Below are 11965 nucleotides of genomic sequence, written 5' to 3' on the forward strand. Positions count from 1 at the left end.
TAGCGTTTGTCCTGTACCGCTCGCTATTGAGTCGGCGCTCATCGTTAGGAGAACTCACATGGCTCTCACAGTCGAACCGGCGCATCTCCCGGCAGTCAGTTCCCAACTCGACCTGATTGCCGACTCGGCGATCGCTTCCCTCGTCCAGACGGCGGCTACCTGCGTAATATTTCCGCCCGCGTTGGACGCCGTGAGTATGTTGGTCCTCCCCGCAGTGACCGCCGCATACGGCCAATCGTTCTTCAGTTGCACGGGTGACGGATTCGTGCACCGCGAGGTTGCCTCGGCGTCGCTACCGCCAACGGCTGTCGCCTATTCCGGTAGCGACATCATCAATGGCACCGGTATCGCGGGCACGGGTGCGACCCTCACCGAAGTGCCCAGATAGTCCGAGCCGTAGGTCCGAGCGAAGGCTGATGTCATGCCAGGCATATGGGACGCGCTGCCTCCGGAGATAAACGTTGGCTGCCTGCTCAGCGGGCCCGGGGTGGAGACCATCACCGCTGCCGCCGAGTCCTATCAGATCTCGGCGCAGACGTTGCTGGCCGCGGCGAGTAATACTGCCTCCGCAATGCTCGATATGGGCGAGACCTGGAAAGGGGAGTCGGGCGATCTCGCGCAGGCGGCATTCAGTCACCATACGACGTGGCTACAGCAGCAGGCCATGACCGCCAATGCGGTGTCGGTCGTATTGGATGCGGTGGCAGTTGAATTCAGCGCCGCCCAGTCCGCGATGGCGGCTGTCGGTACATGGCTCGCCGCGAACCGGGCGGAGCAGACCCTTCTTGCCGCGACCAACGGTGGGGGCCAGAACACAATTCCGCTGCTACTCAACCAACTCGAGTACTTTGCGATCTGGGGAGCCGCTGCGGGAGTGATGGACGGCTACGAGGGCGCGGTGGTGCCGACCTTGGAGGCACTGCCGCCGCCGGCACTGCCGACGCCCATCGTCACGGACCCGGGCATACCGCCGCCACCACCGCAATTCGAAGTGCCGGTGTACACCCCGAAGTCGGGCACGCCTCAGCAATTCGACACAACCACCACCAACAACACAACTACGAATAACACCACCACCAACACGGATACGAATAACACCACCACCAACAACAACACCGGTGATACGAATACCGGCAATACCGACCCCACTAATACACCGACCGACACCACTCAGTCGCCGACGCAGACTCAGCCCACCACAGCGGATCCGAGTGAAGTCACTTCGCCACTGAGCGATTCGAGCTCGTACGCGGGCTCGGACGGGTCCGCCGAACAGTCGGGATTTTATGGGACCTCGCCCAATTCGCCGACATTGGCTGGTTTGAACGGTGGCGCGGGAAGTCTGGTCGCGTTGAATCTGGCCCGGGGCGGACTCGGCTCGATGCCGGGTGCGTCCACCGGATTCCGGATGCCGTCCAATTGGCTGCGCGGGCCGGGTACGGCGTACGGCGCGTCGTCGAATCCGGCAGGTGGTGCCGGACCGGCCGGCCGTGGGGCGCCGCGTAAGGGCGCCATCGCACCGAAGGCGCAAATGCGGCGTCGGCGGGACGAGGAGCGGAAACCGGGCAAGGTATTCGTGCCGGGTGAAGAGTTGGAAGTTCCGGTGTTGGAGAAGCCGCCGGTGATCGGCGTCATCGAATATGCCGACGAACGTCCGGAAGATGCCGTTGCCGACGGTGATTCGCTCGTGGGCATCCTCGAGCGCTCCGATGACGACGAGCGCTCCGATGACGAGGCGGCGGTAGCCGAGCCAGAGCCTGCCCGGTGAGATACCGCGGCGGAATTTAGATCCACTCCAGAGAGGAAACAACAGTGACCACCACTTACACCGGTGATCCGAAGGTATTGAACCAGACTGCGGTCAATGCCATGGCTTGCCAGGGCGAACTCGAAGGCTACCTGCGCAGCTGGATGAGCTTGCGTGATGAGTTCGCCAGCGCGGTCACCGGTTCGCAGACCGGTACGCAAATCCAGAACACGATGGACCACGCGCACACCGCCGGTGTGAAGCTGGCCCAGACCCTGCAGGACATCATCGACACGCTGAAAGACACCGGCGTGAAAATTGATGCGACAGACCTCCAGAACGCTGCCACGATGCAGCGGGCGGTCGAGCTCGGTACGAACAGCAAGGTCGACACCGGCTCGTGGCAGTAATCCCACGAGCGGCACGGTACAAATCGTAAAAACCTAGATAAGGCTGGCAGGCAATGCAATTCAACTATGGACACGTCGATTCGACGAACCTCACTGTGCAGGGCGTTCTGAATGGTATGGACGCGAACGCCGCCCACTTGACGTCACTGATCAAGCAACTCGACTCGGTCTTCACCGGTGTCGCGGCGGATGTCGCCAAACCGCTGATGGACAGGTTCAGGGCTGCACTCGGTGACGCCGCGCAGGGCACCGGCTACCAGGGCCAGCTCCAGCAGGTGAAGAACGCGATCCACCAGACCTCCGGATCCGAGGGCTTCATGAAGGAGACCGACCACCAGCAGGGCGCCAGGTTCCTGTCGATCGGTGGCGTCTAGTAGTCACGCAGCCTCGTCGGCCCGGCCACGGCGAAACGAGGCTGCGGACGACTGGTCGTTTGGTGAAGGTGTGGAAACTGATCCGATCGCGATCGATCTGAATGTCGATGCCGCGCTGCTGTTGAAAGACATGGCCGGCATCGATTCTTACCCGCCGATCCTCGCGTTGATGCCGAATATTTTCGACATCGACGACTTGGAGCGGGTGCGCGCTGTCGTCGCCGCACAGCTCACCGAGGTGGGCATCATCGACGGCGACCGCGTGCATCCGACGGTCGAGCACTGGTTGCAGTGCCTGTACCGCCCGGATGTGGAACTGATGGCCCTCGTGCTGGCCACCGGCCTGGATGGCGAACAAAAGGGCATGCTGCGCATGTCGTTGGTGCGTCGCGGCGAGACCCATGTGTTGGCGGTGCGCTGTGACGACGAGATCGTCATCCAGGCGGTGTATCAGCAGGAACAGCAGTTGGATTCGGTATCGGCAGCGGTCGGTGCGGCGCTGGGGTCCACTCCGGCACTGAGTTTCGCGCCGATGACCGCATCCCAGCAGGAGTTCGCCGAGGTCCCCAACGACCAAAACGAACGACGACAGGCACTGTTGGAGTTGGGTGCGCAGCCGCACACCGCGGGTGTGCTGGGTCGGGCGCTCGATGAGATCGTTCGGCGCGCGGAAGTGGTGGTGGTGCAACATCAGGACGGCGTCGAGCTGAAGCCGAAGTACGGTGTGAGTGTGCTGGATACGCTGTCGGGGCGCATCATTGTGACACCGAGTGTGGCGATGGACGGGGAAGTCCGATCGACCTACGCACCCGGTGACGACGCGGCACTGCACGCCGGGATCTCAGGACTTGTCGAGCTGTTGCCGGACCGAAGTTGGTTCGATACCAGCCGGATTGGTTGAAACGTCCCGATGGGTTTTTGGAGAGGACGACAGATATGAGCCGAGCACCGAGCACGAATGGTCATTCGGCCGAGTCCGTCCGACACAAGGGCGGCTACGACGCCTTTTTCATGCAGGCGGCGCAGGAGCCGGAAAGCGGCCCAGCGACCGGCAGCGTTCCCGCGCGCCCGCAATCCGGCTATAACGAACCGGTGATCGGTGCACCCGATCAGTCGATGCCGCAGCCCGCAGCCAGTGGCCCTCCTCCCATGCCAACGCAGAGCGCGACCGCACCCGAGCCTCCCGCGCCGCATGTGGCTGTGCCGACCACGGATTCGGCACGTGAGAACTATGCGGCGGCAACGCCTTCGTCGCCCGAGATGTGGGCGGCCCAGGGCGGCGCCGAGCCCGCTACCGCTCGAATCACGCAGACCGCATCTGGTTCGCCGAACACATCGAGCAGTAATCCCGATCCCAGCGCGGAAAGACCCGGCGCCGAATCCGTCGACACGCCATGGCAACCCGCGCAGGCGACGAGCTGGGTGCCCGATCGCATCGACCGCACGGCGGCCCCGCAGGTCGAGGTGCTGCCCGCGGCACTGACCTCGATGGATCTGCTGGCCGATATCTCGGCGGCCAATCGGGCCAGGCTGCAGTCCAGCTCCGGTGTCCGCGGCGCGCTGAACAAGGTCGGGTTCCGGCTCGGCCTCTCACCCGCCGAGCAGCGCGCCGAGGATCGGCGCGCCCGAATCCGGACCCAGCTGAACACCCCTTATCAGATCGCGGTGATCAGCGTGAAGGGCGGCGTCGGCCGCACCACGACCGCCGCTACGCTCGGCTCGACCTTCGCGGCGTTGCGCCCGGACCGAGTCGTCGCCGTCGACGGAAATCCGGACTTCGGTGATCTGCCGACCCGTACCGCCCCGCACCCGTATGGCCTGACCCTGCGCGATCTGGCGCAGGCGTCGAATCTGGAGGCCTTCTCGACGGTGCAGTCGTTCATGTCGATCAATTCGGCCGATCTCGCCGTCATCGCCTCGCCGTGGACCATCGAGGCCAACGAGGCCCTCTCGGGTCGCGAATATGCCAGGGCCGTGGAGGTTTTGCGCCGCCACTTCAATCTGCTGCTCGTCGATTGCGGTACAGGCGTGCTGGATTCGGTGACAATGAGCGTGCTGCAGACCAGCGACGCCGTCGTGGTGGTCACCCCACCCACCGTCGGCGGGGTGAAAGGCGCGGTGGCCACGTTGAATTGGCTGAGTTCGCACGGTATGCAGCATCTGATCGCCAAATCGATCGTCACGATCGTGCACCAGCAACCGACCAAGCCGGTCGTCGATGTCGCGGCGATCGAGAAGCTGTTCGCCACCGGGCAGCGTCCGACCTGCATCCTGCCCTATGACGACCATCTGGCCGAGGGTGGCGAGATCGATTTGCGCCTGGTAGAGAAGGAAACCCTGCTCGCCTTCGAAGAACTCGCGGCCGGGCTTGCCGATGGATTCCCGAATTATGTTGGTGGCGCCGGCGGCGGCCGGGCCACCGGAGGGTGGCGATGAGTACTGCCGTTGCTTCGCCGCCGGGAGCGGCGCCCGCGGCATCCGCCGAGGTGGCACGCGCCCGGATGGCGGTCCTGGTGTCCAGCTACCAGGTCGACGTCGTGGTGCCGACCAAGTTCACCATCGAAACCTTCATCGATGATCTGCTCGTCGTGCTGGCCAACGCCATCGACGACGAGACCGTCGATTTCACCCCGCCGACCGGGCAGTGGAGCCTGGCTCGACCGGGCGAAGCGCCGATGCCACGGTGGCGCAGCCTCGCCGACCACGATGTGGTCGACGGCACCGTGCTGATGTTGGCCGCGGTCGAATCCGCGGAGGTCTTCACGCCGGTCGTGGAGGACATCACCGATGCGCTCGCCCTGATCAACGAGCGTGAATTCGCCGAGTTCGACGCGGGTACCGCCGCGGTCGTCGGCCTGACCACGCTGGGTGTCGGCGCGATCGCGATCGCGGCGATGTTGTCGGTGTCGTGGACGGAATCCGGGTCGATCTGGTGGTACTCGCTGCCCGCGCTGCTGCTCGGCGCGGTGTGTTGGGGCGGTGCGGTGCAGGCGCGGCAGCGGAACTTCGCGCCTCGGATCTGCCTCGGGTTGGCGCTGTCCTCGATCCCCCTGTTGTTCGCGGGTGGCGCGATGCTGGTGCCACCGGCCTACGGTGAGCCGGGACCGTTCGCCGCGGCCAATCTGGCCGCCGGATCGGTTGTCGTCGCCGTCGCGGCCGCGGCCATGATGCGCGTGACCAAGCTCGGGATCGCCACATTGATGGCGGTCACCGTGCTCGGCGTTACCGTCGCGGCCGCAGCGATTCCGTTGACCTATCTGGATTTGTCGGTGCGCCAGATATCGGGCGGCGCGGTACTTCTCGGACTGATTTTGCTCACCGCCGCACCGCGCCTCGCCGTCGTCGTAGCCCGGATTCGGCCACCGGATCTGCCGGACCCCGGCAACGAGGTCGCCCCGGCCACGCTGACCGATATCTTCGACGCCGAATCCGCGCGCGATGACGCCGAACTCGATTCCGCCGAGGACACCGAACGGCAGCGGGAGCAGGCCGGGGCCGGCATCGAAGGCCGGGCCCGATTGGCGGTGACAAGTCTGCGCGGGCTCATCGCCGCGACTTCGGCGCTGTTGGCGGGTGCCGCCGTGCTGTCGGCCGCGGTGAGTCCCGGTGGTATTCGGGAGATCGTGCTGGCCGCCGCTGTGGCTGGTCTGCTGGCGATGCGCTCGCGTTGGTTCCCGGACCGGGTGCAGGCCATCGCGCTCGTCGTCGCGTCGGCGTTCACTGTGGTGGGTGTCGGCTTCGTGCTGGTGACTGCCTATGAAACGGCGCCGGCCCGGCTGGCGGTCGTCTTGGTGGTCGGCATTGCCGCCGCTGCGGCATGTGTTGCGTCGGTGCGGTTGCCGGGTCGTCGGCTCTCGCCGGTCACCCGTCGGATCATCGATCTGGTGGAGTACGCGCTCATTCTGGTGATTCCGATCATCGCCTGCTGGATCATGGGCATCTACACGGCGATGCGGGCGATCTGATGCGAATCGCAGCAACCGCGACTGCGGTGCTGGCCGGATTCGCGCTGATCGCCTCCGCCGCACCGGCATTGGCGGTGGATCCGCCGCAGGTGGTCATCGGCGCGCCCGCCGATGATCCGCCCGGCCCGGAGCTGCCGACGAAGCAGGACAAGGGTTGCTTGGCGACAGGTGTACTGAGGGACAGCGATCTGGCGCGCACGCCGCCGTCGGAGTTGACGTTGGACCTGCCGAACGCCCGTGCGCTGAGCCGGGGCGCCGGGGTGACCGTCGCGGTGCTCGACACCGGAGTGACGCCCAATGGCCGCTTGCCCGCTTTGGTCGGTGGTGGTGACTACGTCACGGCTGGCGGTGACGGTCTGTCCGACTGCGATGCGCACGGCACCCTGATCGCCGGAATCATCGGCGCCGCATCCGATCCCACGGACGGATTCACCGGAGTCGCTCCGGAGGCCAAGATCATCTCCATTCGATACCGCTCCGGAGCCTTCAGCGTTGAGCGGCCGAATAACGATGCGGCGCAACAGCTCTCGGTGGATATCCGGACGCTGTCGCGGGCGATCGTGCATGCGGCGAACCTGGGTGCCGGCGTGATCACGGTGGCGCTGCCGGTGTGTGTTCCGGTGGGACTGGCGGTGGATCAGTCGATACTGTCGGTGGCGATCGGCTACGCCGTACACGTCAAGGGTTCGGTGATCGTCGCGGGTGCCGGAAATGCCGACACCGGCTGTGATCAGAATCCGGATATCGATCCGACCCGGCCGAGTGACCCGAGGAACTGGCGTGATGTCAAGACCGTGTCCGCGCCGGGTTGGTTCGGTACCGACGTGCTGACGGTGGGCTTCACCACGGCCACCGGCGCCACCATGTCGGATTCGCTGACGGGACCATGGGTTTCGGTCGGTGCGCCGGGTACCGCCATCGAATCGCTCGGCCCTGGCGGCACCGGCCTGATCAATGGTGTCGGTGAACCCGGCAAACTGGTGCCGGTCGGCGGCGCGTCGTTCGCCGCCGCGTATGTCAGCGGAGTGGCCGCCCTGCTGCGCTCCCGATTCCCCAATGAAACTCCGGCCGAGATCATGGCCCGCCTGACCGCCAGCGCGCACGCACCGGCGCGCGGTATCGATAACGTCATCGGCGCGGGTGTCATCGATCCGCTCACCGCGCTCAGCTACCGCACCGCACCCAAGCCGCCGATCGGGCTGTACCGGTCGTCGGTGCTGGTGCTGCCGGATCCGCCGCGCGCCAAGGATCGTCGTCCGCCGTTCGCGGCCGCGGTCGTCATCGTGGCCGCGCTGCTGCTGGGGCTCGGCGCCACCTACGCGAACTCCGCGGTCCGGAGGCGCCGGTGAGCCTACCGAGTGTTCGGGTGGGCGGTGTCGAACGTGGTCCGTTCGCCGTCGCCGTGATCGGCGGCAGCCTGGTGGTTACCGGGCTGTGGTCGCATACCCCGATCTGGGCGAGCGCGGCGGTGATCACCGTGCTGCTGGTGACCGTTGCGGTCGAAGTGAACGGCCGCACGACCAGTCGATGGCTGCTCGACTGGGCCGACTACCGATTCGGCAGGGCCACCAGAGCCGAGGCGCTGGCCGGTCCGGCGAATGTGGCGGACGTCGAGGTTGCCGCGGGGGTCTGCGGCATTCGCGCCGAAGGCACCGTGCTGACGGCGATGATTCAACTCGCCCCCAATCTCGACCTGCCGACGGTCATCGCGGAGAAATCCATCTACACCGAGGACACTGTCCCCGTCGATGCGCTGGTCGGTCTGCTCGATCAATTCGGTCTGGCGGTCGATATCGATATCGTGACCACCGGTCAGCGGGTTCGTCCGACCGGCAACTACAGCATGCTCTACGACCAGCTGATCGGCTCCCATCCGGTCGTCGGCCATCGCCTCACCTGGTTGGTCGTCCGGCTGGACATGGAGCGGAACCTGGATCTGCTGCAGCGACGCGGATTGGTCGCGATGGTCGGGCCGCGTGCATTGGCCACCGCGGCGCATCGCATCGCGGGCCGATTGCGGGAACGGGGCATCGCCGCGCACGCACTGCCCGCGGCAGCGATGCAGGAGGCCACCAGGGTGCTGCACGCCGGTGTCGAACTCGGCGATCTGCGTGAGACCTGGACCTGTATGGAGTCTTCGGTACCGGGTCGCTGTGTGACCAGCTTCCTGATCGACTGGACGCGGATGCACGGTGCCGGCCTGGACGATTGCTGGTCGTGGAATCGCGGCCGGACCACGCTGGTGGTCAGCCTCACCGATGCCACCGCCGGGCCACGCGCGCTCGCGCGGTATATCGGCCCGCCGGTCACGACCGAGCCGCCGGACTATCTGCGCCGGTTGACCGGTAGGCAGGCCGTCGCATTGCTGGCCACCATGCCGACCGGGACGTCGATCCGCGCGGTGCCCGCCGATGAATCGGGCCGCGATATCGCCCCCGATGAGCTCTTGCCCGAGCTCACCATCGCGATCGGTCCCAATGGTCAGATTCTCGGTTCCATCAGCGGGCAGCCACGACATACTTTGGCGCTGCCGCTGTTCGACCCGGCCCGCTATAACCCGCGCCGGCGCACCATCGATGTGCATGCCGACCTGCCGGTGGCGCAGCAGATCGTTTTGCGTGCCATGGTGGTCGGCGCGGACGTCGAGGTCCATTCGGTGCGCCCGCACCGCTGGTGGCAGCTGGTCGCCGCGGTGGGGGATCCGGAGTCGCTGCGCCTGGCGCCGGAGGCCGGAGCTGCGAATGCCGCTGCGGGGCAAGCCGGTTCGGGTCCGCCGCCGTCCTCGGCGACGATCACCGTGTTCGACAATCTGCCGCCGCAGGTATCGACCGCGCATACCACCGTGACCATCAGTGAGCCCGGTGGGCCGCGGCGGCGGTCGGTCGATCTGGCGATCAATCAGGTCAGCGCGACCGCGGTGGATGTCAGTATTCCGATGCGGACGGTGCGCGTCGATTTGATCGAGCCGCGCGGTGAAACCCGCTATTTCGATTCCGCGGCCGAACAACCCGCGATCACCGCGGGTGGCAATGGTGCCACGCCAGGGCCCGACGTTCGGCGCACGAGCTGATGGGAGACAGGTAGTGTCTATCAGCGTGGTTGTGGACTCCCAGCCGAATGACGGCGAATTTGTGCAGGAGGATAACGGGGAGGCACTGACCCCGAGACAGGCCGCGGTGGCGATCTTCTCGAGTCGGCTCTCGGAATTGATCGCGGAATCGGTGGTATCGACCGAGGACGGGTCGACGCGGTCGCTGACCCTCTATTCGCTTGCCCAGCATCTGGAACAGGCGTACCCGGATGTTCCGGTTTCCCAGTCGGGGCTGTACCGGCTCATTCATGGTGACGCGGTACCCAGGCTCGATTTGATCATCGCCTTGGCGCGGGTATTCGACGTGCCGCCGGAACATTTCGTCACCGAGCAGAAGAGTCGCTGATTGCGTTATTCCCGCCAGCGGGAATAACGCGGGACCGCGGCGCAGGCCGGTCTGGATACGATCCCGACCATGGCTGCCGAGGACCCGGGAGATGTATTTCTCCGCCATCGAGGCGCGGTCCTGGATGCACTGCTCTCGGATCCGTCGTTCGGAGAAAACGATCCGGCGACCGGATCGGTGCTGAGTGGACCGCTGGTCGGCGATCCGGAATTCGGCGAACCGGGTTTCGGCGATGATCCGTTCTCCGGTCCCGCGGTGGCAGCCGGTTCGGCTCAGGGCGCCCTGCCCGAAACGGATCTGCCGCCGCGGCGAGCCTCCGACGGGCCGAAGGCCAGTGAGCGGATCATCGCGCTGCTGAACGGCCAGCCGCCGAATGCCGCACCGGCACTGGACTTTTCATCGGACTACTCCGATGTCTCGGCAAGGCAACCTCCGCCCGAGGAACCGGCAAGCACCGCATCCGGGGCGTCCAAGGCGCGCGGGCCGGAGCCCGCGGAGCGGATCGTCGTGCTGGCGAAGAAGCTCAAGAATCCCAAGGTCGCATTGGCGGTCTGCGGCGTCTTGGCCCTTTTGCTCATCATCGCGTTGGTTTCCACCGGTGGGAAGGATGATTCGCAGGCGCCGGATCGCATCGCGGTCATCACCCCGTCGCCGACCGCGGCGGCCCCGACGTCGAAACCGGAATCGTCGACTGCCCCTTCCGGAGCGATCACCCCGAAGTCCGCCACAGCCAATTGCCCGCCGGGCAGTACACCGGGCATGGATGCCTTCGGTGGCCAGGGCAAGGCTTGGTCATGCGTGCGCGCATACAAAGTCGACGGGCAGGTGCTGACCATCGATCTCGGCAAGACCTATCAGATCGATTCGATCGGCATCGTCCCCGGCTGGGACAACACCGGCAGCGACGGCGTGGACCAGTGGACGAAATACCGGACCGCCAGCCGGATTCGGTATACGTTCGACGATCCGAACAAGACGAGCTACACCCAAACGACCCTGGATCAGCGCACCCTGGTCGTCACCAAATTCGAGGTCCCCGTGCAGGCGTCCAAGATCGTACTGACAATTCAGGAATCCAAGGGCGATCCGACGATCAATACGACCGCGATTTCCTCCATCGTGATCACCGGGCATTGAGGCCGCTGCCATGTCAGTAGCCGAGTTGGTCTGCCAGTACTGCGCACACCGCAATAGCGGTAATCCGACCCAATGCGGCCATTGCGGTGCGCCGCTGGCCGCGGTGCATCGTCTATCGAGCCTGACTCATTTGGGGCAGCCCGAGCAGGTGGTCGCGGGTGCCGAGCGGGCCGTGGCGGCCACCGGGAGCGCGGTGGCGGGTGCGGAGCACGCGGTGGCGGGCGCGGAGCACGCCGTGGCGGGTGCGGAAAAGCTTGCCGCCAAACAGTATCCGCGCTGGCAGTGGGGTGCGGCGGTCGCGGGTATCGTGACCATGGTCTTCGGCCTCGGCTTCACGGTCGTCCGTTCGTGTTCTACGCCGCTGACCTCGCTGCCCGGTGTGGGTGTCGATCAGGCGTTGCCGAGCCAATTGCGTGCGGCCGCCTCTTGTCAGCCGGTCGATTCCGCGTCCGAGAACTGTGTCATCCCGGCGGCCGACCCGCTGCTCGCGGGCGGGATCACCGGTGGCAAGGATTTGACGCTCTCGGTGGCACTGGATCCACCCGAGCGCCGGGCCGATACCGTGCGCAACTGGCGGACGGCGGGCGGAACTGTCTTGGCCGACGGTGTCGTCTTCGTTGCGGTCAGTCCGTCGGCAACCCTGCGGTACGTGAATACCCTTGTCGGACTTCGCGTCGAGACGGGTGCCTTCACCGGGCGTACGGCGGCGCAGACCTTCATGGCGCGGTCCGGTCTAACCCCCTGACCGACCGGACTCCGGCCGGTCAGTGCACTTGACCAGTGCTGATCTTTTCAAGATTTTGTTACGCATTTAACGTGCCGCTATACAACGGCACATCAAACCATGTAATGTATGGGAACCGTACGGTTACGGGCTCAGATCTCGGGAAGGCAC

At 65.7% G+C, this 11965-nt stretch carries 12 protein-coding genes; all 12 read left to right on the forward strand.

Features of this window, described 5'->3' with window-relative positions:
- Positions 1–58: 58 nt before the first annotated feature.
- Positions 59–388, forward strand: a complete 330-nt coding sequence (locus ACQPYR_RS12465; RefSeq protein WP_433631366.1) for a hypothetical protein — start codon at positions 59–61, stop codon at positions 386–388.
- Positions 389–421: 33 nt separating this feature from the next.
- Positions 422–1768, forward strand: coding sequence for a PPE family protein (locus ACQPYR_RS12470; protein WP_433631369.1), 1347 nt, complete (start codon positions 422–424; stop codon positions 1766–1768).
- A 44-nt stretch (positions 1769–1812) separates the two neighbouring features.
- Entirely contained in the window at positions 1813–2157 is a 345-nt protein-coding gene (locus ACQPYR_RS12475; RefSeq protein WP_397048986.1) for a hypothetical protein, read from the forward strand.
- A gap of 53 nt (positions 2158–2210) precedes the next feature.
- Entirely contained in the window at positions 2211–2531 is a 321-nt protein-coding gene (locus ACQPYR_RS12480; protein ID WP_397048984.1) for a hypothetical protein, read from the forward strand.
- Between the two features lie 70 nt (positions 2532–2601).
- Positions 2602–3432, forward strand: a complete 831-nt coding sequence (locus tag ACQPYR_RS12485; RefSeq protein WP_433631371.1) for an ESX secretion-associated protein EspG — start codon at positions 2602–2604, stop codon at positions 3430–3432.
- A gap of 35 nt (positions 3433–3467) precedes the next feature.
- Entirely contained in the window at positions 3468–4967 is a 1500-nt protein-coding gene (locus ACQPYR_RS12490) for an AAA family ATPase (protein WP_433631374.1), read from the forward strand.
- Positions 4964–6496, forward strand: coding sequence for a type VII secretion integral membrane protein EccD (eccD, locus tag ACQPYR_RS12495; RefSeq protein WP_433631377.1), 1533 nt, complete (start codon positions 4964–4966; stop codon positions 6494–6496). Before ACQPYR_RS12490 ends, eccD begins: the two co-directional genes overlap by 4 nt.
- Positions 6496–7845 (forward strand): type VII secretion-associated serine protease mycosin, encoded by a 1350-nt coding sequence (gene mycP / locus ACQPYR_RS12500; protein ID WP_433631380.1) that lies wholly within the window; start codon positions 6496–6498, stop codon positions 7843–7845. The genes eccD and mycP overlap by 1 nt, the downstream gene beginning before the upstream one ends.
- Positions 7842–9566: a type VII secretion protein EccE gene (eccE, locus tag ACQPYR_RS12505; protein ID WP_433631382.1), complete on the forward strand. Its 1725-nt coding sequence runs from the start codon at positions 7842–7844 to the stop codon at positions 9564–9566. Before mycP ends, eccE begins: the two co-directional genes overlap by 4 nt.
- A 13-nt stretch (positions 9567–9579) precedes the next feature.
- Entirely contained in the window at positions 9580–9933 is a 354-nt protein-coding gene (locus tag ACQPYR_RS12510) for a helix-turn-helix domain-containing protein (RefSeq protein ID WP_387296775.1), read from the forward strand.
- 69 nt (positions 9934–10002) lie between these two features.
- Positions 10003–11070 (forward strand): hypothetical protein, encoded by a 1068-nt coding sequence (locus ACQPYR_RS12515; RefSeq protein WP_433631386.1) that lies wholly within the window; start codon positions 10003–10005, stop codon positions 11068–11070.
- A 10-nt stretch (positions 11071–11080) separates the two neighbouring features.
- Positions 11081–11815, forward strand: a complete 735-nt coding sequence (locus ACQPYR_RS12520; protein ID WP_433631389.1) for a hypothetical protein — start codon at positions 11081–11083, stop codon at positions 11813–11815.
- Positions 11816–11965: the final 150 nt, after the last annotated feature.

The sequence above is a fragment of the Nocardia sp. CA-120079 genome, assembly GCF_050955745.1.
GTDB lineage: Bacteria > Actinomycetota > Actinomycetes > Mycobacteriales > Mycobacteriaceae > Nocardia.

Excerpts from the sequence above, each read along its gene's own strand:
- ACQPYR_RS12515 (WP_433631386.1), top strand. The coding sequence starts at position 10,003 with ATGGCTGCCGAGGACCCGGGAGATGTATTTCTCCGCCATCGAGGCGCG.
- ACQPYR_RS12490 (WP_433631374.1), top strand. The coding sequence starts at position 3,468 with ATGAGCCGAGCACCGAGCACGAATGGTCATTCGGCCGAGTCCGTCCGA.
- ACQPYR_RS12470 (WP_433631369.1), top strand. The coding sequence starts at position 422 with ATGCCAGGCATATGGGACGCGCTGCCTCCGGAGATAAACGTTGGCTGC.
- mycP (WP_433631380.1), top strand. The coding sequence starts at position 6,496 with ATGCGAATCGCAGCAACCGCGACTGCGGTGCTGGCCGGATTCGCGCTG.
- ACQPYR_RS12520 (WP_433631389.1), top strand. The coding sequence starts at position 11,081 with ATGTCAGTAGCCGAGTTGGTCTGCCAGTACTGCGCACACCGCAATAGC.
- eccD (WP_433631377.1), top strand. The coding sequence starts at position 4,964 with ATGAGTACTGCCGTTGCTTCGCCGCCGGGAGCGGCGCCCGCGGCATCC.
- ACQPYR_RS12480 (WP_397048984.1), top strand. The coding sequence starts at position 2,211 with ATGCAATTCAACTATGGACACGTCGATTCGACGAACCTCACTGTGCAG.
- ACQPYR_RS12465 (WP_433631366.1), top strand. The coding sequence starts at position 59 with ATGGCTCTCACAGTCGAACCGGCGCATCTCCCGGCAGTCAGTTCCCAA.